This window comes from Leclercia adecarboxylata, from assembly GCF_006171285.1.
In the GTDB taxonomy this organism is placed as follows: domain Bacteria; phylum Pseudomonadota; class Gammaproteobacteria; order Enterobacterales; family Enterobacteriaceae; genus Enterobacter; species Enterobacter barmai.
The window spans coordinates 3,743,627-3,769,045 of the sequence record NZ_CP040889.1 but is presented as its reverse complement, the minus strand read 5'-3'; the positions used below and the strand labels follow the sequence as shown (position 1 = coordinate 3,769,045).

Annotated in this window: 17 protein-coding genes; 5 read left to right on the top strand and 12 right to left on the bottom strand. The window is 56.4% G+C overall.

Annotated features, from left to right (window positions below; translation table 11 throughout):
* Positions 1–70: 70 nt before the first annotated feature.
* Positions 71–2,683, bottom strand: a complete 2,613-nt coding sequence (gene pepN / locus FHN83_RS19660) for an aminopeptidase N (RefSeq protein WP_139564697.1) — start codon at positions 2,681–2,683, stop codon at positions 71–73.
* Positions 2,684–2,947: 264 nt separating this feature from the next.
* Here pepN and pncB point away from each other — a divergent pair, with 264 nt between their 5' ends.
* A complete protein-coding gene (pncB, locus tag FHN83_RS19655) occupies positions 2,948–4,150 on the top strand; it encodes a nicotinate phosphoribosyltransferase (protein ID WP_138369430.1) in 1,203 nt (400 codons plus the stop codon).
* Positions 4,151–4,204: 54 nt separating this feature from the next.
* On the opposite strand, the gene FHN83_RS19650 is transcribed toward pncB, so the two are convergent.
* The 4 genes from FHN83_RS19650 to dpaL all read right to left on the bottom strand — a co-directional run bounded on the left by FHN83_RS19650 (position 4,205) and on the right by dpaL (position 9,269).
* The gene (locus FHN83_RS19650; protein WP_139564696.1) at positions 4,205–5,368 is read right to left on the bottom strand and encodes a M20 aminoacylase family protein; all 1,164 of its coding nucleotides are present in this window, start codon (positions 5,366–5,368) and stop codon (positions 4,205–4,207) included.
* A gap of 17 nt (positions 5,369–5,385) precedes the next feature.
* Positions 5,386–6,624, bottom strand: coding sequence for a Zn-dependent hydrolase (locus FHN83_RS19645; protein WP_139564695.1), 1,239 nt, complete (start codon positions 6,622–6,624; stop codon positions 5,386–5,388).
* Between the two features lie 23 nt (positions 6,625–6,647).
* Positions 6,648–7,937, bottom strand: coding sequence for an aromatic amino acid transport family protein (locus FHN83_RS19640; protein ID WP_139564694.1), 1,290 nt, complete (start codon positions 7,935–7,937; stop codon positions 6,648–6,650).
* A gap of 117 nt (positions 7,938–8,054) precedes the next feature.
* Complete coding sequence (gene dpaL, locus FHN83_RS19635) at positions 8,055–9,269, bottom strand: diaminopropionate ammonia-lyase (protein WP_139564693.1); 1,215 nt, start codon at positions 9,267–9,269, stop codon at positions 8,055–8,057.
* Between the two features lie 207 nt (positions 9,270–9,476).
* Between dpaL and FHN83_RS19630 the strand changes: the two genes are divergently transcribed.
* From FHN83_RS19630 to FHN83_RS19615, 4 genes are all read left to right on the top strand, one after another.
* Positions 9,477–9,938 carry an Lrp/AsnC family transcriptional regulator gene (locus FHN83_RS19630; RefSeq protein ID WP_039029465.1) on the top strand — a complete coding sequence of 154 codons (462 nt, stop codon included), beginning with the start codon at positions 9,477–9,479 and terminating at the stop codon, positions 9,936–9,938.
* A gap of 175 nt (positions 9,939–10,113) precedes the next feature.
* Positions 10,114–11,514 (top strand): asparagine--tRNA ligase, encoded by a 1,401-nt coding sequence (gene asnS, locus FHN83_RS19625; protein ID WP_039029466.1) that lies wholly within the window; start codon positions 10,114–10,116, stop codon positions 11,512–11,514.
* 606 nt (positions 11,515–12,120) lie between these two features.
* The gene (locus tag FHN83_RS19620) at positions 12,121–13,200 is read left to right on the top strand and encodes a porin (protein WP_139564692.1); all 1,080 of its coding nucleotides are present in this window, start codon (positions 12,121–12,123) and stop codon (positions 13,198–13,200) included.
* Positions 13,201–13,384: 184 nt separating this feature from the next.
* Entirely contained in the window at positions 13,385–14,575 is a 1,191-nt protein-coding gene (locus tag FHN83_RS19615) for an amino acid aminotransferase (protein WP_039029468.1), read from the top strand.
* 120 nt (positions 14,576–14,695) lie between these two features.
* On the opposite strand, the gene FHN83_RS19610 is transcribed toward FHN83_RS19615, so the two are convergent.
* The 7 genes from FHN83_RS19610 to cmoM all read right to left on the bottom strand — a co-directional run bounded on the left by FHN83_RS19610 (position 14,696) and on the right by cmoM (position 25,334).
* Positions 14,696–15,343 carry an MBL fold metallo-hydrolase gene (locus tag FHN83_RS19610; protein ID WP_039029469.1) on the bottom strand — a complete coding sequence of 216 codons (648 nt, stop codon included), beginning with the start codon at positions 15,341–15,343 and terminating at the stop codon, positions 14,696–14,698.
* Between the two features lie 18 nt (positions 15,344–15,361).
* Entirely contained in the window at positions 15,362–15,910 is a 549-nt protein-coding gene (locus FHN83_RS19605; RefSeq protein ID WP_039029470.1) for a YcbK family protein, read from the bottom strand.
* A gap of 178 nt (positions 15,911–16,088) precedes the next feature.
* On the bottom strand, positions 16,089–17,912 hold the full coding sequence (gene ldtD, locus FHN83_RS19600) for a L,D-transpeptidase (protein ID WP_138369436.1): 1,824 nt from the start codon (positions 17,910–17,912) through the stop codon (positions 16,089–16,091).
* 184 nt (positions 17,913–18,096) lie between these two features.
* Positions 18,097–22,545 (bottom strand): chromosome partition protein MukB, encoded by a 4,449-nt coding sequence (gene mukB, locus FHN83_RS19595; RefSeq protein ID WP_139564691.1) that lies wholly within the window; start codon positions 22,543–22,545, stop codon positions 18,097–18,099.
* On the bottom strand, positions 22,545–23,249 hold the full coding sequence (gene mukE, locus FHN83_RS19590) for a chromosome partition protein MukE (RefSeq protein ID WP_039029473.1): 705 nt from the start codon (positions 23,247–23,249) through the stop codon (positions 22,545–22,547). Before mukE ends, mukB begins: the two co-directional genes overlap by 1 nt.
* Entirely contained in the window at positions 23,230–24,552 is a 1,323-nt protein-coding gene (mukF, locus tag FHN83_RS19585) for a chromosome partition protein MukF (RefSeq protein ID WP_039029474.1), read from the bottom strand. The genes mukE and mukF overlap by 20 nt, the downstream gene beginning before the upstream one ends.
* Positions 24,549–25,334 (bottom strand): tRNA uridine 5-oxyacetic acid(34) methyltransferase CmoM, encoded by a 786-nt coding sequence (gene cmoM, locus FHN83_RS19580; protein ID WP_139564690.1) that lies wholly within the window; start codon positions 25,332–25,334, stop codon positions 24,549–24,551. Before cmoM ends, mukF begins: the two co-directional genes overlap by 4 nt.
* Between the last annotated feature and the right edge of the window lie 85 nt (positions 25,335–25,419).

The following is a 25,419-nucleotide window of genomic DNA, read 5'->3' as shown; positions in this document are numbered from 1 at the left end:
CCGGTGGCGCTACGCTTACCGGGCCTACAGGATCACTGCCCGGTAAGCGTAGCGCCACCGGGCATTTCTTTTAAGCTAACGCCTTACTGATCTTCTCGTACAGATCTCCGGACAGGTTCTCCAGCCCTTTCAGCTGCTCCAGCGCGGCACGCATCTTCGCCTGACGTCTGGCGTCATAGCGTTTCAGACGGATCAGCGGCTCAATCAGACGCGACGCCACCTGCGGGTTACGGCTGTTAAGCTCGGTCAGCATCTCCACCATAAACTGGTAGCCGCTGCCATCTTCCGCATGGAAGGCGGCCGGGTTGCTGCTGGCAAACGCGCCAATCAGGGAACGGACGCGGTTCGGGTTGCTCATTGTGAATGAACGGTGGTTGAGTAGGCTGCGCACCTTGTTCACCACATCGGCCGCCGGGCTGGTGGACTGCAGAATAAACCACTTGTCCATCACCAGACCGTCCTGATGCCACTTGTCGTCGTACTCCTGCATCAGGGCATCGCGGCAAGGCAGTTCAGCGGCGACGCTCGCGGCCAACGCAGCCAGGGCGTCGGTCATGTTGTCGGCCGTGTGATACTGCTTGCTCACCAGTTCGTCGGCGAGCGCCGTTTCCCCAAACGCCAGATAGCGCAGGCAGGTGTTACGCAGCGCACGCTTGCCGATGTCGGCATGCTCAACGCGATACGCATCCAGTTTGTAGTAGTTGTAGACCGCCAGGAACTCATCCGCCAGCTCAGCGGCCAGAGTACGGGTCAGGGCTTCACGCACGGCCACGATGGCAATCGGGTCGATAATCTCGAACAGCTCGGCGATTTCAGTCGCCGACGGCAGGGTCAGGATTTCAGCCGCCAGCGCCGGGTCAATCTTCTCATCCAGCAGGATCGCGCGGAAGGCATCAGCAACATGGGCCGGCAATGAGAGCGGCTGCCCCTGCTGATGACGGTTCACGTTCAGCTTGATGTAGGTTGCCAGCAGGCTCTGGGCCGCATCCCAGCGGGAGAAGTCATTGCGCGCGTGACGCATCAGGAAGGTGAGCTGCTGATCGCTCCACTTGTACTCGAGCTTGACCGGCGCGGAGAACTCGCACAGCAGCGCAGGTACCGGCTGGAAGTAGACGTTATCGAAGACAAACGTCTGCTCGGCCTGCGTCACGTTGAGCACGTTGTGCACCGCGTGGCCGCCTTTCTTCAGCGGGATCACCTTGCCTTCGCTGTCATACAGCTCAATGGCGAACGGAATGTGCAGCGGATGCTTCTCTTCCTGCTCGGCCGTTGGCGGCGTACGCTGGCTGATGGTCAGTGTGTACTGCTCGGTTTCCGGATTGTAGTCGTCTTTGACGGTGACAACCGGCGTACCGGCCTGGCTGTACCAGCGGCGGAAATGGGACAGATCGACGTTAGACGCATCTTCCATCGCCTGGACAAAATCGTCGCAGGTGGCGGCGCTGCCGTCATGACGTTCAAAATAGAGCTGCATCCCTTTCTGGAAATTCACTTCGCCCAGCAGGGTGTGGATCATGCGGATGATTTCGGAACCTTTTTCATACACCGTCAGGGTGTAGAAGTTGTTCATCTCGATCACTTTGTCCGGACGGATCGGGTGCGCCATCGGGCTGGCGTCCTCAGCAAACTGCAGGCCACGCATGGTGCGCACGTTGTTGATGCGGTTAACCGCCCGCGAGCCGAGGTCGGAGCTGAACTCCTGATCGCGGAAGACGGTCAGGCCCTCTTTCAGGCTTAACTGGAACCAGTCGCGGCAGGTCACGCGGTTGCCGGTCCAGTTATGGAAATATTCGTGGCCGATGACGCGCTCGATATCGAGGTAGTCTTTATCGGTGGCGGTATCAGTACGCGCCAGCACGTATTTGGAGTTAAAGACGTTGAGGCCTTTGTTTTCCATCGCGCCCATATTAAAGAAGTCGACGGCGACGATCATATAGATGTCGAGGTCGTACTCGAGACCGAAACGCTCTTCATCCCACTTCATAGAGTTAATAAGCGAGGTCATCGCCCACGGGGCACGGTCGAGGTTGCCGCGATCGACAAACAGTTCCAGCGCCACTTCACGGCCAGAACGGGTGGTGAAGGTGTCGCGCAGAACGTCAAAATCACCCGCCACCAGCGCAAACAGGTAGCAGGGTTTCGGGAACGGATCCTGCCACTGCACCCAGTGACGGCCATTCTCCAGCTCGCCCTCACCCACCCGGTTGCCGTTGGAAAGCAGGAACGGATAGGTAGCTTTATCGGCGATGATTTTAGTGGTGAAGCGGGCCAGCACGTCAGGGCGGTCGAGATACCAGGTAATGTGACGGAAACCTTCGGCTTCACACTGGGTACAGAGCGCTACGCCCGACTGGTACAGACCTTCCAGCGCGGTGTTGGACGCCGGACTGATCTCGTTAACGATGCGTAAGGTAAAACGCTCCGGCAGATTATCCAGCACCAGCTGGTTATCTTCTTCTTTATAGTCGGTCCATGGAGCGTCGTTCACATGCACCGACACTAAGGTCAGGTCTTCACCATCAAGACGCAGCGGCACCGCCGTGGCGTTATGGCGCGTTACCTGGCTGACCGCCGTGACAACGGTTTTTGTGGCATCCAGGTCAAAAGTCAGATCGATATCGCTAATCAGGTAATCCGGCGCACGGTAGTCGTGGCGGTATTTGGCTTGAGGCTGTTGTGTCATAGAAAACCTTTTGCATCGTTTGTCGAATAACGAGTCAGTCTATTCCTGTTGTGGAAATCGCGCTATGCAGAATGTTCATCTTTTCAGTCACAAACACTCTATTTGCTACATTTATATAACATGCGGCACGAAATGCACTCGACCCTGAACCAGGCTTATGGTGTGATCGGGGTTCAATAAATCGCTAAACAAGGTATACTCCAGCGGTTTCATTAGTCGTTTATTGTACTAAACGCTCCCGTGAGAGGATGCTACTGCGCACCTATGACTCAATTCGCTTCACCTGTTCTGCATACGCTGCTGGATACCGATGCGTACAAACTGCATATGCAGCAAGCCGTTTTCCACCAATACTACGACGTACAGGTCGCGGCTGAATTCCGCTGCCGCGGTGACGATTTGCTGGGCATCTATGCTGACGCCATTCGTGAGCAAGTCGACGCAATGCAGCATCTTCGTCTGCAGGATGATGAATTCCAGTGGCTTTCCGGCCTGCCCTTCTTTAAACAAGATTACCTTCAGTGGCTGCGCGATTTCCGCTACGACCCGAAACAGGTCAACATCAGCAACGACAATGGCAAACTGCATATTCGCCTTGAAGGCCCCTGGCGGGAAGTAATCATGTGGGAAGTGCCGCTGCTGGCCGTGATCAGCGAGCTGGTGCACCGCTATCGCTCGCCGGAGGCCAGCGTTGATCAGGCTCTGGCGACGCTGGAGCAGAAGCTGGTTGGGTTCGCTGAACTCACCGACTCGCTGGATATGTCGCGTTTCCGCCTGATGGATTTTGGTACCCGTCGCCGTTTCTCCCGCGAGGTGCAGCAGGCCATCGTTGAGCGCCTGCAGCAGGAGCCGTGGTTTGTCGGCACCAGCAATTACGATCTCGCCCGCCGTCTCAATCTGACGCCGATGGGCACCCAGGCACACGAGTGGTTCCAGGCGCATCAGCAGATCAGCCCTGAGCTGGCGACCAGCCAACGTGCGGCGCTGGCGGCCTGGCTCACCGAGTACCCGGACCAGCTCGGCATTGCCTTAACCGACTGCATTACCATGGACGCTTTCCTGCGCGATTTCGGGCCGGAGTTCGCGTCCGTCTATCAGGGGCTGCGCCATGACTCCGGGGATCCGCTGGAGTGGGGTGAGAAAGCGATCGCCCACTATCAAAAGCTCGGTATCGATCCGATGAGCAAAGTGCTGGTCTTCTCCGATAACCTCGACCTGCCAAAAGCGGTAGATCTGTACCGTCATTTCTCCTCGCGGGTGAACCTGAGTTTTGGTATCGGCACCCGGTTAACCTGCGATATTCCCCAGGTAAAACCGCTGAATATCGTTATTAAACTGGTGGAATGTAACGGCAAGCCGGTGGCGAAGCTCTCTGATAGTCCGGGTAAAACCATCTGCCATGACAAAGCCTTCGTCCGGGCGCTGCGCAAAGCGTTCGACCTGCCGCAGGTAAAAATCGCCAGCTAACGCACAGTAAAAAGGGCCCCTGCAGCGCTGCAGGGGCCCTTTTTTTCTCTCAGATTACAGCGGCAGACGGGTTCTGACGACCTCCGCAAAATACTCCGCTCCGGTCAGTAAAATCTCATCGTTAAAGTCATAGCGGGCATTGTGCAGCGGCGTATTGCCCTGAGGGTCCGACGCATCGCCATTGCCTAAAAAGACAAAGCAGCCGGGAACCTGCTGCAGAAAAGCGCCGAAATCTTCTGAGATCATCATCGGCGCGATATTGCCATCCACCCTCTCCGCCCCTACAACGTTTATCGACGCATTCACCGCCACCTCCACGCACTGTGGCCAGTTGACGGTCGGCGCGAACTCATGGGTGTAAGTGAACTCGCACTGTGCCCCGTGCATGGCGCAAATCGCTTCGCTGAGGGTGCGCATCCGCTCCTCAAGCAGGGCCTGCACCGCCGGGGCGTCGCTGCGGGTATCGCCTTTGATGATGACATGGGTCGGAATGGCATTGCGGATGCCATCGGTGTGCAGCTCCGTACAGGAGATCACCGCCGGTACGTTTGGATCGACGTTGCGTGAGACGATGGTTTGCAGCGCCAGAATAATCTCCGCCGCAATCACCAGCGGATCTTTGGCCATATGCGGTCTTGCGGCATGCGCCCCCTGGCCTGTGATACGAATGATAAAGTTATCTTCGCTGGCCATTATGCCGCCAACCCGGGTGGCTATCGTCCCGGCCTTCATGCCCGGCATATTGTGCAAGCCATACATCTCTTCAATACCAAAGCGTTCGATAACCCCGTCCGCCATCATCGCCTTCGCTCCGTAACCCGGCTCCTCGGCTGGCTGGAAGACAAAGCAGACGGTGCCGTTGAAGTTCTGGCGCTGTAACAGTAGCTGCGCCGCTCCCAGCGCAATGCAGGTGTGACCGTCATGCCCGCAGCCGTGCATGCGTTCTGGCGTGTCTGAGCGATAAGACATCTCGCCCTGTTCCGTCAGTTGTATGGCGTCGATATCGGCGCGGATCGCGATAACACCTTTACCTTCCCCGCATTTCAGCACCCCTACCAGCCCGGTTTTGCCGATGTCACGATGCACCTCAACCCCCATACTCTCGAGTTTTTCGGCAATAAACTGCGCGGTTTTCACCTCTTCAAAGGCGCTTTCCGGGTTGGCATGCAGGTGGTGACGCCATGCGATAAGCTGCTGTTTGAGCTGTTCCTGATCCATCATAATCTCCCGTAAAGTTAAGCCGGACGCTGAGCGCGCTGTAAGACCACCTGCAGCAGCACGTTGGCTCCGGCAACCAGGTCTTTGGGATCGCTGTGTTCGTTGACGTTATGGCTGACGCCGTCGACGCAGGGGACGAAGATCATCCCGGCCGGGCACACCGAGGCCATAAATTGCGCATCGTGGCCTGCGCCACTCGGCAGCCGCCGGAAGCTCAGGCTCTGACGCTTCGCTTCTTCCTCTACGGCGTTGACGATCTCATCGGCAAAAATGGCCGGATTAAAACGCACCAGCGAACGGCTGGTGATCGCCACCCCTTCTTCCTGCGCAGTTGTGGCCACAAAATCCGCCAGCCGTTGTTCTGCCAGTTTTAAGACTGCGTTATCGGTATTGCGTAGATCCACCGACATCACCACCTGGTTGGGGATGACGTTAATCAGATTGGGTTTGACGCTGATGTGCCCCACCGTTGAGACCTGATCGCCGCCGAGGCTCAGCGCCAGTTCACGGGCGAAGACGGCGATTCTGGCCGCCGCCAGACCGGCGTCGTGACGCATCGACATCGGCGTGGTACCGGCATGATTGGAGACACCGGTCAGGGTCAGCTCCTGCCAGGAGATCCCCTGAACACCGGTGACGACTCCGATATTGGTTCCCTCTTTATCGAGGATCGGTCCCTGTTCAATATGCAGTTCGACGTAGCTGTCCACCGGCATATCGCCAGGCCTGCGTTCACCTTTGTAGCCAATCGCCCGCAGCGCCTCGTCAAGGGTAATGCCATTGCTGTCTTTCGCTGCCAGCGCTGTCTCCAGGGGATACTCCCCGGCAAACACCACGCTGCCCATCATGTCGGGCTGGAAGCGCACCCCCTCTTCATTGGTAAAGAAGGTAACCGCCAGCGGACGGCGGGGACGGATCCCCGCCTCCTGTAGCGTGGCAATCACTTCAAGCCCGGCCATGACGCCGTAGTTGCCGTCGTACAGGCCGCCGGTGCCGACGGTATCGATATGTGAACCCATCATCACCATGGGGAGAGCCTCTTCTCCGGCATACACGCCGGTGACGTTGCCGATCGCATCAATAGTGATATCCAGCCCCAGGGCCTTCATTCTGGCGAGAACAAAATCCCTGCCCGCTTTGTCCTCTGCGGTGGCCGCGAGGCGACAGACTCCCCCGCCCTCCAGCGCGCCGAGCTCGCCGAGAGCGAACAAAGAACCGATAAGCCGCTGGCCGTTAATCTGTAGATAGTGATGCATAAAGATCTCGCTATTGATCGTGGTTACTGGAACATGCCGTAAAAAATGGCAAATACGGTAATCAGCCCAATCAGGGTGACAAAAACGTTGCTGGCTTTGCCGCGATATGGTGCCAGCGCGGGTAATTTATGGATGGCGTACATGGGTAACAGCAGCAGGATCACCGCCCCGGTGGGGCCGCTGATGTATTCGATAATGCCGAGGATACTGGGGTTTTTGTAGGCGGCGAACCAGCAGGTCAGGACCATAAAAATCAGGATCGCCACGTCAACCGAGCGGATGGCGAATGTCTTCCCCCGCGCGGCGGCCGCTTCAAGGATCAGATCGCGCAACGATTCATAGGCGCCGATATAGTGGCCCAGGAAGGACTTGGTAATGGCAACAAAGGCGATAATCGGCGACAACCAGGCGATAACTGGCGTATCGAACTGGTTGGCAAGATACGACAGAATAGAAAGATTCTGCGCCTTCGCCTCTGCCAACTGCTGCGGTGACAGGCTTAACACGCAGCTGAGCACGAAAAAGAGCACCACCAGGGTCATCAGCAGGATGCCATACCGCTGAATCTGTTCGCATTTACGCTCGGCGAGCGCCAGGCCATAGCGCTGCTTCTGACGCACCACCATCGGGGAGATAATCGGATAGTGGTTAAAGGACATCACCAGCACCGGAAACGTCATCCACAGCGTCAATAACATGCCATGTCCGTTATCCGCCGCATCGGGATTGAGGGTGTGCAGAATCGCCACGTTCCAGTGTGGGATCAGAAACAGCGCCATAAAAACAAGTGAGAGAATAAAGGGATAGACCAGGGCGCTCATCACCCTCATGATCAGCCGCTGCCCGAAGCGGACGATAAACATCAGCCCGAGAATCAGCACTATAGCCACCAGCGCCCGCGGCGGCTCCACCATCCCGAGTTGGTGAGTGATAAAGCTCTGGGCGGTATTGGTGATCGCCACCGCGTACATAATCAGAATGGTATAGACGGCGAAAAAATAGATAAGGGTGAACACTTTTCCCGCCAGTGCGCCGAAATGTTCACCGATCGCATCGGTAATGGTGCTTTCTGGCGTATTGGACGAATAAATAAAGCGCGCCAGCCCGCGGTGCGCCAGATAGGTAATGGGAAAGGCCAGGACAAAAACGATTAGCAGCGGCCAGAAGCCGCCGATCCCGGCGTTTATCGGCAAAAACAGCACCCCGGCGCCAATCGCCGTCCCGAACAGGCCAAGTACCCAGACGGTATCTTCGCTATGCCATTTTGCAGGATTGCAGCATCCTCTTTCTGTAACAGCATTTTCACTATTCATTGGTCATGTTCTCTCTGTGCATTACGCGATACCGCGTATGTTTTATTGTCAGAACGCGTGCCATACCGAGAGCCTGGAGGGTAGGTAAGATGGCCCTCTTGTGATTACCGTGGGAAATTAACCGTTACGGCCAAACCAGACGATCTCCTCATAGATATCCGGGGAGGTGTCCCCTTCGGTGCTGATTAACAGGACGTGAGCTTCGGCATTAAGGCGTAGTGATTCGGCGAGTTCGCGGTACTCTGGTTGCGTCATCAGCGCATGAAGCACCCCGGCGCCGATTGCGCCAGATTCACCGGAGATAAAGGGCTCATCGGTACCGGGGCGCGGCGCGGCAAGCAGGCGCATGCCGTTGGCGGCAAGCTGGTCATCGGCGGAGATAAAACAGGTGGCGTAGTCGCGCAGCATCGGCCAGCTGGTAATATTGGGTTCGCCACAGGCCAGCCCGGCCATCAGGGTGGACATGTCGCCACCTACGCTGTGCGGCCGGCCGTCATTGACGACCGCCGAGCGGTACAGGCAGTTCGCTTTATGCGGTTCCACAATGACAATCGTCGGCGCCTGGTGCTGCATCTTCCCGACAAAATAGCCCATGATGCTGCCCGCGAATGACCCGACCCCGGCCTGTAAAAAGAGATGTGTCGGCAACGGCGCCCCGCTTTGCCGCAGCTGTTCCCAGATTTCAACGGCAAGGGTCATATAGCCCTGCATAATCCAGGTGGGGATCTGCTCATAGCCCTGCCAGGCCGTATCCTGCAGCAGCACCCAGCCCTGCTCGCGGGCCATTTTGTCGGCCAACCGCACGGTATCGTCGTAGTTGAGATCGGTGATGGAGCACTCGGCGCCGTGCTGGCGAATATTCTGCGCCCGCACCGGCGATGAGCCTTTCGGCATGTAGACCACCGCCCGCAATCCGAGCTGCTCTGCAGCCCATGCGACGCCGCGTCCGTGATTGCCATCGGTAGCGGTGACAAAGACAATATCTTTGATACGCGCTTTAATTTCTGCAGAATTAAGGTCGGTGAAACTCAGGGTATTAATGTCGCGACCAAGCAGGCTGGCGAGATATTTCCCCATCGCATACGAGCCACCAAGACCTTTAAAGGCATTGAGGCCGAATCGCCGGGCTTCATCCTTAATATGTAACGACCCCAGCCCCAGACGCTGGCTTAAATGGTTTAACCTGCGCAGCGGCGTCACCTGGTATGCCGGGAATTTTTGATGGAAAGCCAGCACTTCATCGCTGACCTGCTTATTGAGTAGGCTGAGGTTCCCCTCCTGCTCATACCCTTTGCGTCGGGCGTTAAATTGATAATTAATCCTGTCCGTCATACGTGCACCTTTATCCTGTGAATTCGCGAGGGCTGACTCTTGAAAGCGAGTTAACGCTTTCCTGATGACTGTGATGGTACACTTGGCCCGATGCGAAAATGGCGCAAAATTGACCATGAATACGCAACTTCCACCCTTATTTGCCTCTGTAACGCAACAAAGTTGCATAAGTGAGGCCGATCACACTGTTTAAAGGCCGTCGACACGATGAAAATGGATACCTGGGATAAAAAAATCCTCACGCTTTTGCAGCAGACAAGTCGCCTTTCGCAGCGGGAAATCGCCGATCGCGTCAGCCTGTCAGCCTCGGCGGTCAATCGCCGGATCGCCGCGCTGGAGGAGGCTGGCATTATCAAGGGCAACGTCAGCCTGGTTGACGCCGGTAAGGTGGGTCGCCCGATAACCATCATGGTTCAGGTCACGATTGAGAACGAACGCCTGGACCTGCTGGAGGAAGATAAGCAGCGGTTCGTGAATTGTCCGCAGGTGCAGCAGGTCTATTACGTCACGGGAGATTTCGATTTTCTGCTGGTAGTTAACGTGCGTGATATGGCGGAATATGAGCTGCTGACGCGCGAGCTGTTCTTCGCTTCGGGGAATATTAAGTCCTTCCGTACTATTGTTTCGATGCAAAATGCCAAGCAAGAGATGACGGTGGTGATTGAGTAGTTCACCCGAAAGCCAATAGCGAAAGGTAAGGAATCTGTCTGGGCCATTATTATTTCCGAAATCCCCCCTTTCATATGCGAATTCTACTTGTCTGATGGAAGATGACAGGTAACATAGATATCCCCCCATTGAAGGGGATACAGATTTTATTTTTGGACAACATAGAGAGACTATTATGAGCGTTGTGCCTGTAGCCGACGTACTCCAGGGCCGCGTAGCCGTTGACAGCGAAGTCACCGTGCGCGGATGGGTGCGTACCCGCCGAGATTCAAAAGCTGGCTTTTCATTCCTCGCCGTCTATGACGGTTCCTGCTTTGATCCTGTACAGGCCGTTATTAATAATTCTCTGCCCAATTACAATCAGGAAGTGCTGCGTCTGACCACGGGTTGCTCCGTTGTCGTCACCGGTAAAATCGTGGCCTCTCAGGGCCAGGGTCAGAGCTATGAACTGCAGGCCACCTCAATTGAAGTGACCGGCTGGGTTGAAGATCCAGACACCTACCCGATGGCGGCAAAACGCCACAGCATCGAGTATCTGCGTGAAGTAGCTCACCTGCGTCCGCGTACCAACATGATTGGGGCCGTCGCCCGTGTTCGCCACACTCTGGCGCAGGCGCTGCACCGTTTCTTTGACGAGCAGGGTTACTTCTGGGTTTCCACGCCGCTGATCACCGCCTCCGATACCGAAGGCGCAGGCGAGATGTTCCGCGTTTCGACGCTGGACATGGAAAACCTGCCGCGCACGCCGGAAGGAAAAGTGGACTACGACAAAGACTTCTTTGGTAAAGAGTCCTTCCTGACCGTATCTGGCCAGCTGAACGGCGAAACCTACGCCTGTGCGCTGTCCAAAATCTACACCTTCGGTCCAACCTTCCGCGCCGAGAACTCCAACACCAGCCGCCACCTGGCGGAATTCTGGATGCTGGAGCCGGAAGTGGCTTTCGCTGACCTCGATGACGTTGCCGGTCTGGCAGAAGCGATGCTGAAGTACGTCTTCAACGCCGTGCTGACCGAACGCGCCGATGACATGAAATTCTTCGCCGAGCGCGTCGACAGCGATGCTATCGCACGTCTGGAACGTTTCGTCTCTGCTGATTTTGCTCAGGTGGATTACACCGATGCGGTGACCATCCTCGAAAACTGCGGTCAGCAGTTCGAGAACCCGGTTTACTGGGGCGTTGATCTCTCCTCCGAGCACGAACGCTACCTGGCCGAGAAGCACTTCAAGGCGCCGGTTGTCGTGAAAAACTATCCGAAAGACATTAAGGCGTTCTACATGCGCCTTAACGAAGACGGCAAAACCGTTGCCGCGATGGACGTGCTCGCCCCGGGCATCGGTGAAATCATCGGTGGTTCTCAGCGTGAAGAGCGTCTGGACGTACTGGATGCGCGTATGGCTGAAATGGGCCTCAACAAAGAGGACTACTGGTGGTATCGCGACTTACGTCGTTACGGCACCGTGCCGCACTCCGGTTTCGGGCTCGGCTTTGAGCGTCTGATTGCCTATGTTACCGGTGTTCAGAACGTGCGTGATGTGATTCCATTCCCGCGCACCCCGCGCAACGCAACGTTCTAATCCCTCACTACACAATGGCCAGCTAATGCTGGCCATTATTTTATTCTGCACTGTCAACTTATGTCAGTCGAAAGTCAGCGTCTTTAAAGTGCAACCCCGCCAGATCCTCTCCAGTGTTACGCTTTATTTCCATGAAACATCTTTGAACACAAAATAAACCCTATTCTTATTGCGCCTAATACTTATCTCAAGCATTAGCACACTTTTTGTGCAAAATCCCGGCTATCCAGATGTCTATTTCCAAAGATAAGAAAAATAGTGCGCTAATGCTTCGGATCATAAAAAAAGTTATTATCTAAATTTAAGATAAGCAATTCATATAGATAGAATTAGTGAAGCTTTAATTTTAGCCATTCAACTCTGAACTTTGAGGTCCCTCACAAAGCTCCTTAAAATTCACATTTAGTTACACATATTTTCTTATTGTAACCGATTCTTGATGTTTGTAGCACTTTCAGAGTAGCGAAACGTTTATTTGAATGGAAAGATGCCTGTCAGATACATAAAGACACCAAACTCTCATCAATAGTTCCGGAAATATTTATTGACAGAATTTATTGACGGCAGTGGCGAGTGTCATAAAAAAACCAATGAGGGTAATAAATAATGATGAAGCGCAATATCCTGGCAGTGGTTATCCCTGCCCTGCTGGTAGCCGGTGCAGCTAACGCAGCAGAAATCTATAACAAAAACGGTAACAAGCTGGACTTCTATGGTAAAGCAGTAGGCGAACACCAGTGGACCACCAACGGTGATTCCGATAACGGTGACACCACCTATGCGCGTATCGGCTTCAAAGGTGAAACTCAGATTAATGACCAACTGGCCGGTTATGGTCAGTGGGAATACAACATGGACGCTTCCGCTCAGGAAGGCGCTCAGGGTACTAAAACCCGTCTGGCATTCGCAGGCCTGAAAGCCGGTGAGATTGGTTCATTCGATTATGGTCGTAACTACGGCGTGTTCTATGATGCGCTGGCTTCAACCGATATGTTCGTTATCTGGGTCGGCGACTCCCTGGCTGCAACCGACAACTTCATGACTGGACGTAGCACCGGTCTGGCTACCTACCGTAACTCTGACTTCTTCGGTCTGGTTGATGGCCTGGCGCTGGGTCTGCAGTACCAGGGTAAAAACGAATCTGGCCACACCACCAGCCGTCAGAACGGCGACGGCGGCAGCTACTCTCTGGGCTATGACTTCGCTGAAGGTTTCAACGTAACCGCAGCCTACTCTAACTCAGACCGCTCTACTGCGCAGAGTGCAGACGGTAAAGGCGAACGTGCTGAAGGCTGGGCAACCTCCCTGAAGTATGATGCAAACAACCTGTACGCAGCGGTAATGTACGGCGAATCTCAGAACATGACCCGTGAAAATGACGGCGAATTCGCTAACAAAACTCAGAACTTCGAAGCTGTGGTTCAGTACCAGTTCGACTTCGGTCTGCGTCCATCCGTGGGCTACGTACAGTCCAAAGGTAAAGATCTGACCGCTCGTAACGGTTTCAGCGGCGGCGATGCTGACCTGGTTAAATACGTAGAAGTGGGTACCTGGTACTACTTCAACAAGAACATGAACGTGTACGCTGCGTACCGCTTCAACCTGCTGGATGACAACAACTACGCTGAAGCAACTGGCCTGTCTACCGACGACCATGCGGGTGTAGGTATCGTTTACCAGTTCTAATCAGTACACCACTTTGTTATATGTCTAAAAAACAGGGCTTCGGCCCTGTTTTTTTATGCCTGAAAGCTAAAAATGGCGACTTTTGAAAAGCCGCACGCTTTTTGTAGCAAACGGTTGGCATTTTGTAGAACTATCGTTAACCTGATAGCGGATTTCACTTCCGTAACCACAATGGAACTTCGTCATGTTTGAGAACATTACCGCCGCCCCTGCCGACCCTATTCTGGGCCTGGCCGATCTGTTTCGTGCCGATGACCGCCCTGGAAAAATTAACCTGGGTATTGGTGTCTATAAAGATGAGACCGGCAAGACCCCGGTACTGACCAGCGTTAAAAAGGCTGAGCAGTATCTGCTGGAAAATGAAAATACCAAAAACTACCTCGGCATCGATGGTATTCCGGAATTTGGCCGTTGCACGCAGGAACTGCTGTTCGGCAAAGGCAGCGCGATTGTCAGCGATAAACGTGCCCGCACGGCGCAGACCCCTGGCGGTACTGGCGCACTGCGTGTGGCGGCGGATTTCCTCGCTAAAAATACCGGCGTTAAAACCGTGTGGGTGAGCAACCCGAGCTGGCCGAACCACAAGAGCGTCTTTAACTCTGCGGGTCTGGAAGTGCGTGAATATGCTTATTACGATGCGGCGAACCACTCCCTGGATTTCGACGGCCTGCTGTCCAGCCTGAGCGAAGCCCAGGCGGGCGATGTAGTTCTGTTCCACGGCTGCTGCCATAACCCAACCGGCATCGATCCTACGCTTGAGCAGTGGGAACAGCTGGCGAAGCTCTCCGTTGAAAAAGGCTGGCTGCCGCTGTTCGACTTCGCTTACCAGGGCTTTGCCCGTGGTCTGGAAGAGGATGCTGAAGGTCTGCGCGCCTTTGCAGCAGTCCATAAAGAGCTGATTGTTGCCAGCTCCTACTCCAAGAACTTCGGTCTGTACAACGAACGTGTAGGCGCCTGTACGCTGGTCGCTTCCGATGAGCAGACCGTTGACCGTGCGTTCAGCCAGATGAAATCCGTTATTCGTGCCAACTACTCTAACCCACCGGCTCACGGTGCGTCTGTGGTTGCGACCATCCTCAGCAATGACGCCCTGCGCGCCATCTGGGAACAGGAACTGAACGATATGCGCCAGCGCATCCAGCGCATGCGTCAGCTGTTCGTGAACACCCTGGCGGAAAAAGGCGCGGATCGCGACTTCAGCTTTATCATCAAGCAGAACGGCATGTTCTCATTCAGCGGCCTGACCAAAGAGCAGGTTCTGCGTCTGCGCGAAGAGTTTGGCGTGTACGCGGTGGCATCAGGTCGTGTGAACGTGGCGGGTATGACGCCAGATAACATGGCGCCACTGTGCGAAGCGATTGTCGCGGTGCTGTAAAAACTGTGTCGGGTGGCGCTATCGCTTACCCGACCTACAAAAGATCACCCTGGCCCGTGCAAGCGTTAGCGCCGCCGGGCAAAAAAAAGCCTGCTCAAAGCAGGCTTTTTCAATTCTTCTTTACCAGACCGGCATTTCATCCTGCAGGAACGGGTTGTGCAGCCGTTCGTAGCCCAGCGTCGACATTGGGCCGTGGCCGGAGATAAAGGTGACATCATCGCCCAGCGGTAATAATTTCTCTTTAATTGAGCGAATCAGCTGACCATGATCCCCACGCGGGAAATCACTGCGCCCTACACCGCCTTTGAAGATCACGTCGCCGGAAATCAGCAGACGCGACTGGTCATCAAAGAAGACGATGTGGCCAGGCGTATGGCCCGGGCAATGCAAGACCTGTAGCGTCACATTACCTACGTTTACGCTCTCGCCTTCATTCAGCCAGCGATCCGGGGTCAGCGGCAGACATTCATCAAGACCAAACATGCGGCTTTGGGCCGGTAATCCCTGCAGCCAGAACTCATCTTCTTTTTCCGGGCCAATCACCGGCACGCCATAGTGCTGCGCCAGTTCAGCCGCTGCGCCTACGTGATCGAGATGGCCGTGGGTCAGCAGGATCTGCATTAAAGTCACGCCAGCGGCAGCGACTTCCTGTTTGATCTTCTCTGCATCGCCACCGGGATCGACCAGGGCTGCCAGTTTGGTTTGTTCACACCAGATAAGCGAACAGTTCTGGGAAAACGCGGTGACCGGAATAATACGATAGTTCATACTGCTCCTGATTTGTTATTACCAGTGCCGCAATGGCCCGGTATCAATATGCACAAAGTTGCTACGTGGGTAATATCCTACACCACCTGCGCGCATAGATAACGCAGCTTTGCGAACATTGGCTAACGAAACGCCTTCAATATGAAAATCCATCGCCTGCCCTTTGGTGTGATAGCTTTTTTTCGCTACACCGCGGCTGTGGGCGCGTAATTCATTATTGGTATCAAGAGAGCGATAACCGGAAATGAGCTGTACGGGTTTGCGGGTGCCCAGCAAACCCTGCAGGCGGTAAAGCTGATCGAATAATCCTGGATCGATGGCTTTGACTTTATTAGCGCGGAAATCACGGAAGAAATGATTCAGCTTGGCTAATTCGTCCTGAATATAGCCCCGACCATCAAAAAACTCGGCTTTTATTGACTCACCTGTATGCAGGTTATTTAGCGTCAAAATGCGTGGTCGAGGGGTAGAGAGCGTGGCAAATGATGGCGTGGGTAAGATGGCCGCGCCCAGCGCAAGGCCACCTAACGCCAATAACTTACGGCGATTTGCGTCGAATTTGTCCATGGTAATCAGGTCTACAGGTCAATGTTATCGTATAGATGCTTTACAGCGCACGAAGGGCACATTACCGGGCAAACCTGTCATCGTCAAGGCACCACAACCCAGGAAATACGGGGCTTGCAGCCGCAATGCCCCGTTTATTTTTCCACTCAGGCTACCAGAATTGTCCGAACTTCTTCATTTACCTGATTAATTGTTCTGCTTTGGTCAGGATTTGTGTGTTAGACCGGGCAGTCTCATCATAATTGTAAATATCTGTACGATACTGGGTCCGGCCATCCTTGCCAACGAAGGCGGTCAGATAGTACAGATTAACCGGAATATTCTGGCGGATATTCACATATCGCGTGTCGCCCTGCTTCAGCGCGTCGGAGATACGTGTGTCGTTCCAGCCCGCATCCTGTAACAACATATTTGCCAGCTCTGACGCCTTATTGACGCGCACGCAGCCGGAACTCAGCGCGCGAACATCCTTCTGGAACAGGTTGTGGTTAGGGGTATCGTGCAGATAGATCGCATCCGAGCTGGGCATATTGAACTTATACCGGCCCAGGGAGTTGTGCGCCCCGGGTGCCTGCTGGAAGCGGAAAGGCAGATTCGCAGGCGTGATGGTCGCCCAGTCTACGCGCCACGGATCAATCGCCTCTTTACTGTTCCAGCCGCGCAGTACCGTATAGTTGTGGCGTTCAAGATAACCCGGATCGTTCCACACCTTCGGCAGGATATCTTTGCGCGCCAGCGTAGGCGGCACGTTCCACGGCGGGTTAACCACCACGTTATTCAGGGCGCTGCTCATCATTGGCGTTTTGCGATCCGGACGACCGACAATCACTCGTGAGGCCAGCACCTCGCTGCCGTTCTGATAATAGACCAGCGAAAAGGCCGGAATATTTACCATGATGCCGGTAGACAAGGTTCCCGGCAGCAGACGCAGACGCTGGATATTCAGCGCCAGCACTCCGGCACGCTGGGCAGGCGTCATATTCAGCGCATCGCGCGTTCCCTGACCAATAACGCCATCAGCACCCAGCCCCTGGCTGGTCTGGAAGGCTTTTACCGCCTCAACCAGACTCCGGTCGTAGGCGGCCGGCTTGCTGGAGAGAGATTTCTTTTTCTTCTCGACCGCCGGAGCCGACGGACTGACGACCACACTCTGGGGATCGTCACCCGGCAGGGCAATTTTTGGCCCGCCGTCAATCACGCCTGAGCGTTTGAGGATTTCACGCAATGCCGGCACGTCGCTGCTCCACTGCCCGGGGCTCAGTTTGGCCGTGCTCTGTAGCTGTGGCCAGGGCTGCGTGTCAGCCACCAGCTGCAGCAGCGACTGGTGCATAATCGCATACTGCGGGTGCGACGGGGCAAGCCCGGCAATGAAATGCGGCACCGTGCCGTTATCCAGCGCCAGCTGCCACTGGTTGATCACCGACAGCGGCGGCGTCGCCAGCTTGTAAGGTTTATTGCTGTAGAGCCAGCGGTTACCGTTGACCGGGATCCCTGCCACAAACTGCAGGTAGCCCATCATCGCATCGGAGAGCACCACGTCACGCGCCATCCCGGTGACGGCAGGCTGGGTCAGCAGCTCAACCCAGGCGGTAAACTGCGGCTGAAAACCGGCGATAGCGACTTCGGCAAGCTGCTGCTGGAACGCACGCACGGCTTCACGATCGTCCCACATGGGCTTCATGTCGCGTGCAGCATACAGCAGCGTCAGTTGATTGAGATAAGCCGGAGTGTAACCGGCAGGCAGGGCCGCGATCAGCTCCTGGCGGCGCTGTTCCGCGTTAACATCCGCTGGCAGCGGCTGGATACCGGCCATCATGGCGGTAGCAGGCGATTGTTCCAGCGGCTGCGACAGCGACGTAGGCTGTGCGCCCATAGTGGCGGAGCTGTCGACAGGAACCAGTTCGGGCTCATCGGCCCGGGCATTAAACAGTGGAGCAACTAAAACCGTCAGGCACAAACTCAGCGCCGACAGCCGACGACCATACATTTTATTCAGCAACATCCCTTGCCCCCTGTTTGCTGTACGTCACGCCCTCATCACCGGGGCTTCACTTCATTATAGGAAGGCAGAACGGCACCAGCCTTACCTTATGTAAAGAAGTTTAAAGTTAACGCAGCCGCCAGTACAAGCTCAAGGGATAAAAAAAGGGCGGCCCCGGGGCCGCCATGGTTAACTTTCAGAATCCTCAAATGGCATCAGCCGTGCCGGGAAGGGATTCCGGGGGCTGCGGGGCAAAACCGCGCAGACCAACAACGTGCACGTGCTCGCTGTTCTGGTAGACCTTACGCACCAGTTTGTAGGTGGTCCCTTTCTCCGGGCTAATGTTTTCCGGCGCCGCGATAATCAGCTGCATATCCAGACGATCGCACAGCTCAAACAGCGTGGCGATAGAGCGGGCATCCAGACGCGCCGCCTCATCGAGGAACAGCAGGCGGCACGGCGAAATATCCTTGCCGCGCAGACGGCGGGATTCATCTTCCCAGCTCTGGACCACCATCACGAGAATCGACATCCCGGTACCGATCGCTTCACCGGTGGACAGGGCACCGGATTCTGCGCGCAGCCAGCCGTCGGAGCCACGGTTAACTTCCACTTCCATCTCGAGATAGTTGCGGTAGTCCAGCAGCTCCTCACCGATGGTTTGCGGCGTGCGCTGGCCCATGTCGATCTGCGGATTCAGACGCTGATACAGCTTCGCCAGCGCTTCGGAGAAGGTCAGGCGGTTGCTGTTGAACAGATCCTGATGCTGCTCGTGCTGCTCGGCCAGCACGTCCAGCAGCGTGGCGTGGGCTTCACGCACGTTAACGTTCAGTCGCACGCTGTTAACCTGGCCGAACGACACGCTCTGCAGGCCCTGGTTGAGCTGGCGGATACGGTTCTGTTCGCGCTGGATCGTTTTACGGATGATGTTGGCCACGCTGCGGGAGCTGATGGCCAGCTTCTGCTCGCGGGAGGTGAGCTCTTCCGTCAGACGGCCCAGCTCGATCTCCATCTGTTCAATGGCTTCAACCGGGTCATCGGTGCGGATGATATCCTGGCGAATGCGCTCGCGCAGATGCTGATACACCGCCACGAAGAACTGAATTTTACGTTCAGGACGCTTCGGATCTTCGGACATGCGCAGCACATCGCGCAGGTGTTCGTTATCCGCCACCGCCAGACGCAGCGCGCCCAGCGCCTTATCCGACATGGAACGCAGCTCATCGCCGGAGAGATAGGCCAGCTCGCGACGGTGCAGACGACGTTCAACCCCGTTGTCTTTCACCATCCGCATCACGGCACACCAGCCCGCTTTGGCGGTCACGACCTGCTCGCGCTTCTCGTGATAGTCACGCTCCAGCTTGCGCAGACGACGGGTCAGGTTGTCCATCTCCGCTTCGCAGAAGGTGAGCGCTTTTTCAAGCTGATTGCGACGCGCACGGTTATTGCTGAGCTGGGCATGCAGTTCGTCACGACGAATGCGTGCCCGCTCCTCTGCCCCGCTGTCGGCACGCACGCCGATATCCTGCAGCTCTTTATGCAGGTCGGTCAGCAGCTCTTTCTTGGTGTCATAGGAGCTTTTCAGCGACGCCAGTACCTGGTTGTACTGGCTCAGCTGGGCAGCATGGCTACGCATCGCCTCACGGGCGCGGGTACGTTCCGTTTCCGCCTGCTCCAGACGCTGGCGCAGCTTCTCGTTCAGATCGCTGTTGCCGTTGAGCATCTCAGCCGAATCGGAGTAGCTGAAGTGCGCCCGGCGCTGGGAAACTTCGGTCAGGGCAAAGGCCTGCTGACGGGCTTCGCGCTGAACCTGCTGTGACCAGGCGTAATCTTCTTTCAGCTGTTCGAACTGTTCCGGGTCGCTCTGCAGAACGGAGAGCATCGGCTCGAGCTTCGCCAGCTGGTTGCCGTACTGCTGCACAAAGCGCGCGGCTTCCTGAGCTTCGTCGAGACGCTCCTGGATCTCATCCACGCGATCGGCGAGGGTGTCGTCCGCCAGCAAATTGAGGCGCGGCAGAATGCGGTTCAGGGCAGCGACGCCCTCTTTGGCCTGCTCGAACTGGACGCGGCTCTGCTGGTTGTCGTTTTCGTGGGCTGAAATCGCGCGTTCAAGCTCGCTACGGCGCGTGGTGAACTTGCGGATTTCGGCTTCCGGATCGGCTTCAAAGGCCACGGCAAGATGGCTGCCGATAAAGCGGCTGAACGCCTGGTGCAGACGCTGGGTTTTCTGGACGTCAAACGAGAGCGTGGCAAAGCGTTCAGACAGCGCTTCACGCTCGGTGTGCAGGCTCTCAATACGGCTTTCACGCGCGGCGCGGCCAAACAGCGGCAGCGACGGGAAGCGCGAGTAACGCCACTGGCGATCGGCGATTTTCACCACCACCGCTTTTTCCAGCTCATCGACGCCAAATACGCTGTCATCGAACGACTGCGGATCCCCTTCGATCAGATAGAGATCTTCCGGGCAATCTTCCAACCCTTCAAGCTGGTCGGCGATCAGCGACAGATCCGGCACCACGATAGCGTGGCGGGACGGGCCGTAGAGCGCGGAGTAATACGGCGCATCTTCCAGGCTGACGTCGTCATAAATTTCTGACAGCAGCACGCCGCCAAAGCGTTCTGCCAGGGTGTTCAGACGGGCGTCTTCCGCCCCGCCCGGCTGGCTTAAACGTTCGATCTCTTCATCGACCGCCCGCTTGCGCGCGCCCACTTCATCACGTTCAACAATGGCTTCGCGCTCGCGCTCCAGCAACTGCTGCAGATATTCCGTCACGTCCTGGCTGGATTCGAACTCTTCGCCGCACTGCTCGCTCAGCTGGCTGAGGCTGCTCTGGGCCGCCAGCCAGACTGGGGCGCGCTGCATCAGCGTCTGAATACGCGACTGCAGCTGCTCCAGCTCCTGACGCAGCGCCATGCGCTGTTCGCTGGCGCTGGAGACGCTGTCGGACAGCGACGCGATGCGGGCTTCCAGCTCCTGATGTAAGCCTTCCAGATCGTCAATATCGACCCGTTTGCCGTGACGCTTACAGAACTCGGCCAGCAGGCGTTCCGCCTCCTGCTGTTCACGCAGGCGTTGTTCCAGCTCGTTCAGACGCATACGCAGCGGCTGAACCTGCTCAGCCTGGTGACGCTGGTTCACGCCATCACGCAGCAGCTCGCGGGCCACTTCCCACGCCTCAGCGCGCGCCAGCGGACCGTTAATCGCCGCCACCAGCTGGTAAGCCTGTTCAAACTGGCTGTGCGCGGTTTGCGCCACGCTCATTTTCTGATCGAGGTTCAGCAGTTTTTCGGTTGCTTCCTGCTCTTTGGCCTGGAAAGTTTCCAGCCACTGATCCGCGCTCTCAGGCGTCAGATCCGGCAGATGACAGAGCGCTTTCGCGCGCTCCAGCGCCTGCAGCGCCTGGTTGTACTGAATGGCGCGGGTTTGCTGCACGTCCAGCGCCTGCTGATAGTCAGCGAGCTGGCTTTTCAGCTCATCCACTTCCAGCTCGGCGGCTTCGGCCCGGACTTCGTTCTCTTCCTGCTTGTCGGCGGCTTCCGCCACCACTTCGTTCTGCTCTTCGAGACGAATTTGCAGCTCATCGAGATCCGCTTCATAGCGCTCGATTTTTTCCTGCTGACGCAGCGCGGTCTGGACCAGGTTCAGGTGATCGCTGGCGGCCTGGTAATCGGCCTCCAGATCCCCTTCCGCCCCGTTATGCTCGGAGAGCTCGCGGGCCATTTCAACGTGTTTGTACTGCTCGGACGCCAGCTGCTGGCGTGAAGTAAGCAGCTCGCGGCGATACTCCAGGGCCTGATCGAGATGAATACGGCGCTCGTTGGCGTGGCGCATATAGTCGGCGGCCACGTAGTTGGTGGCTTCGCTGATCAGGTGCTTGAACAGATCGCGGTCCGACTGGGTCACGCGGATCGCTTCCAGCGTCATGCGGTTCTCACGCAGCGCCGCTTCCATATCCTGGAAGGCCTTACGCACGCCGCTGTTTTCCGGTAACAGGTAGTCACGCAGGGAGCGGGTAATGGCGCTGGAGATCCCGCCGTAGAGCGAGGCCTCAATCAGGCGATAGTATTTGCTGCGGTCTGATGCGGAGCGCAGACGGCGCGCGACGATGCCCAGATCGAACATCAGCGAGTGGTAATCGGTAATGGAGTTGAACTGCTTGAACTGTACGCCCTCTATGGCTTCCAGCTTGTCTTTCAGCTCCTGGAGCGTGAGCACGCGCGCCTGGCGTTCGTTCAGGGTTTCCGTCAGCAGCGCGGTTGGCTGGACGGAGGTCGGCAGCCCCTGAATGGCAAAGGGTTTGATGTCCACTTTACGGTCGCGACCGGCGACCTGCTGTAAACGGACGCCAACCACCACGCGCTGATGACGGGAGTTGATCACGTCCAGCACGGAATAACAGACACCCGCTTTCAGCTTACCGTGCAGGCCCTTATCGCGCGAACCGCTGGTGGCACCGGCCTCGGTGGTGTTACGGAAGTGCAGCAGGGTTAAGTCAGGGATCAGCGCCGTGACGAATGCCGCCATGGTGGTGGATTTCCCTGCCCCGTTACCGCCCGAGAGCGTGGTCACCAGCTCATCGAGATCAAAGGTGCGGGCAAAGAAACCGTTCCAGTTAACCAGCGTCAGTGAGCGAAACTTACCGCGTTCAATCATTACTCTTCCTCCCCGCTATCCGGCTGAGTGTCTTCATGCTCGTCATTGAGCTGCAGATGGTTTTCCACCGGCATCGCTTCGCCATCACGGATCATGCGCAGCTGCGCTTCGCGGGCGTCATCGCCTGCACGTACGTCAGCACCGAAGCGGAATACCGATTCGGTGATGCGGAATTTGCTGCTGTCATGGCCCATAAACCACACCATCCCCAGACGGCGCAGACGGTTCAGGGAGGAGCGCACTTTTTCCTGTAATTTCTGACGGTCTACGTCAGAGCCGGTGGAGCGGTTGTTCACCAGCTTCAGCAGCTTGCCTTCGTCAGCCAGGGTCAACAGCTCGTCATAGAGCTCCTGCTGGGTGAAGATGCCTTCGTTAGCCAGGCGCTCCGGGCTGAGATAGAGGTAGCAGAGGATCTTCCCGACCATCATGTCCAGCTCGGAGAGCACCGAGCGCGGAATCAGCGTGGTGGAGCGCGGGCGCAGATAGAAGAACCCTTCCGGGGCGCGGATCAGCTCCACGTTATAGCGGGCGTAAAACTCTTCCAGGTATTCCTGAAAATCCATCAAAAAAGCGTGATTATCCAGCTCGTCGAGACCAATGTGACGACCGGCACGCAGCTGGCTGTCCAGCGCCGGAAAGATCGGATTTGCCAGCGCCTGGGCCAGTTTAACTGGCATCACGTGTTCAATATTTGTCAATGACATGCGCCTGTACCTTGGCTCCGTAATCGTTAATCGGCTGCCACTTTGGCGGCAGGCCGGTGAAATCTGCTTGCGCGACGCCCAGGCGTACCGCCTGATCGACCACGATGCGGGCAATATCGAAATGGCGGGCGCGCGGGTATTGTGCGAGGTAGTCACGCACCACCAGACCGAGATCCAGCGGCGTGTTTTTGGCTTTAAAAATCGCCAGCTGCTCCTCGATCATTGCCGCAAGTTGTTCCCGAATTTCGTTGAATTCTTCATATTCCAGATCGGCTGGCAGCTCGCCGGTAACCTCTTCGTCGCGCAGGCTCATCTCTTCGTCACGCATATCGAGCAGACGGTCGGCGCTGGCGTAGGTCAATGCCCACGGCGCATCAAAATAGGTCTGTACCGACTGGCGCAGACGCTGGGCGAACACGCGGTTTTTATCCATATCGATAGCGGTACGGATAAATTTATGCACGTGACGGTCGTAGCCGATCCACAGGTCAATCGCCTGCTGGCCCCAGCTAATAATGCGGTCCAGCTTGCTTTGCAGGTCGAAGACCAGACGATCAACAAAATGCAGGTTGTCATGGGCCAGGGTGGCATCCTGGATGCGCAGCAGGTTGGCCTGCAGCTTGTCGCCCGCCGCCTCCAGGGTATCCTGCAGTTCACGCAGGGTGCCGGAGGTTTCTGACAGCAGCATTTCACAGCTGGATATCGCCGCGCGCCAGTCTTTGTTCAGCAGTTGGGCGATATCGTCTTTCACCAGCTGCTGCTGTTCGTCCATGATGCGCTGGGTCAGATCGATGCTGTCGAAAATCTCGGCCACGGAATATTTCAGCGGCGCGTAGACGTTGCGGTGCCAGTGGAACTCGTCGCCGTCTTCGTCGGCGGCATCGGCCGCACGCTTCAGTTCGCCCGCCACGATGGAGAGCTGCATCGAGAGGCGCAGGGTCGAGAATTCGCGCTGGCGAATGTAGTAGTCGGTAATGCCGATGCCCAGTGGCGTCAGGCGATAAATGGCATTCCCTTCCGCCAGTTCGCTGGTAAAGCGGTTCAGCAGACGTTGACGCACCATATCGTTAATCGCGTTATTGGCACGCACATTAATGGTTTCGCTGGTTTGCTCAAACGCATCACTGACGTGGCGGAACGCGTCCACCAGTTCGCCCTCGCTCATTTCTCCATCCAGCCGTTCGCTGTTCAGCGTGGCGACCGCCAGCAGAAAAGAGAGTCTGTCTACCGGCAGCGAGAGGGAGAAATCGTTTTTTCGGGCCCAGGCAACCAGTTCGGGGACTGTCTGGGAAAATTCACTCATAAGTTATCCTTGCTCTGCGGCTTGTGCGCGGTGACATGTATATAACGGCCAAGGCTAATGTATGGCTCCTGGCGACAGTACCGCGTCTCTAATTCTGTCAGGGCGTCAAAGCAGTCATGCTGCTTCTGTTTATCGCGAAGATAATCATGAAACACCCTTATGCCGGTTTTCCCGGTAATCTGCCAGCCGGCGGTTTCCAGCCAGCTATAAACCTGCTGCGGGTCGCGCGGAAAGTCCGGTGACAGCGTGCGGCGTTTCTTTTTGTACATGCCCTGCTGCACATAACCGAAATTACCCACCAGCACGTTACGCATCAACAGGCCGTTGGCGTTGTAGAACATCAGCGACAGCGCGCCGCCAGGGCGCAGTATCGACCACAGCGTCTTCAGCAGCGCCTGGGGGTCGGCGACCCATTCCAGCACCGCATGAGACAATATCAGATCAACCGGGGTTTCCAAATGTTGTGCGATGTCCTGAGCGGCGCAATGTATAAATTGCATGTTATCGCTCACACCTTTTTCCGCCGCGGCGCTTTCGGCGCGGGCGATCATCTCCGCCGAGAGATCGCAAAGGATGACGTGATGTCCACGTTCAGCCATCTTTATCGCCGTCTGGCCTTCACCGCCACCAGCGTCGAGGACACGCAGTTTCTTCTCGCCAAAATTGGCCAGCAGGATGTCCAGATCCTGCCAGAGGATCGTCTGCCGCAGCCGGCCTTTGGTCGTGCCGTAAATATTGCGGGCAAACTTTTCCGCGATGTCATCAAAATTGCGATCCCGCATTGGGAGAGCTCCACCCGCTAACTGCAAAACCGCTATTTTGTCACAGCCGGGCGGAGAATGAACCTCTCTGGTGTAATATCGCTGA

What these genes read in the sequence shown, in the direction of transcription:
- pncB (WP_138369430.1), top strand. Translation starts at nt 2,948, where the DNA reads ATGACTCAATTCGCTTCACCTGTTCTGCATACGCTGCTGGATACCGAT.
- pepN (WP_139564697.1), bottom strand. Translation starts at nt 2,683, where the DNA reads ATGACACAACAGCCTCAAGCCAAATACCGCCACGACTACCGTGCGCCG.
- mukB (WP_139564691.1), bottom strand. Translation starts at nt 22,545, where the DNA reads ATGATTGAACGCGGTAAGTTTCGCTCACTGACGCTGGTTAACTGGAAC.
- mukE (WP_039029473.1), bottom strand. Translation starts at nt 23,249, where the DNA reads ATGTCATTGACAAATATTGAACACGTGATGCCAGTTAAACTGGCCCAG.
- asnS (WP_039029466.1), top strand. Translation starts at nt 10,114, where the DNA reads ATGAGCGTTGTGCCTGTAGCCGACGTACTCCAGGGCCGCGTAGCCGTT.
- FHN83_RS19630 (WP_039029465.1), top strand. Translation starts at nt 9,477, where the DNA reads ATGAAAATGGATACCTGGGATAAAAAAATCCTCACGCTTTTGCAGCAG.
- FHN83_RS19645 (WP_139564695.1), bottom strand. Translation starts at nt 6,624, where the DNA reads ATGCATCACTATCTACAGATTAACGGCCAGCGGCTTATCGGTTCTTTG.
- cmoM (WP_139564690.1), bottom strand. Translation starts at nt 25,334, where the DNA reads ATGCGGGATCGCAATTTTGATGACATCGCGGAAAAGTTTGCCCGCAAT.
- mukF (WP_039029474.1), bottom strand. Translation starts at nt 24,552, where the DNA reads ATGAGTGAATTTTCCCAGACAGTCCCCGAACTGGTTGCCTGGGCCCGA.
- FHN83_RS19615 (WP_039029468.1), top strand. Translation starts at nt 13,385, where the DNA reads ATGTTTGAGAACATTACCGCCGCCCCTGCCGACCCTATTCTGGGCCTG.
- FHN83_RS19640 (WP_139564694.1), bottom strand. Translation starts at nt 7,937, where the DNA reads ATGAATAGTGAAAATGCTGTTACAGAAAGAGGATGCTGCAATCCTGCA.
- FHN83_RS19605 (WP_039029470.1), bottom strand. Translation starts at nt 15,910, where the DNA reads ATGGACAAATTCGACGCAAATCGCCGTAAGTTATTGGCGTTAGGTGGC.
- ldtD (WP_138369436.1), bottom strand. Translation starts at nt 17,912, where the DNA reads ATGTTGCTGAATAAAATGTATGGTCGTCGGCTGTCGGCGCTGAGTTTG.
- FHN83_RS19610 (WP_039029469.1), bottom strand. Translation starts at nt 15,343, where the DNA reads ATGAACTATCGTATTATTCCGGTCACCGCGTTTTCCCAGAACTGTTCG.
- dpaL (WP_139564693.1), bottom strand. Translation starts at nt 9,269, where the DNA reads ATGACGGACAGGATTAATTATCAATTTAACGCCCGACGCAAAGGGTAT.
- FHN83_RS19620 (WP_139564692.1), top strand. Translation starts at nt 12,121, where the DNA reads ATGATGAAGCGCAATATCCTGGCAGTGGTTATCCCTGCCCTGCTGGTA.
- FHN83_RS19650 (WP_139564696.1), bottom strand. Translation starts at nt 5,368, where the DNA reads ATGGATCAGGAACAGCTCAAACAGCAGCTTATCGCATGGCGTCACCAC.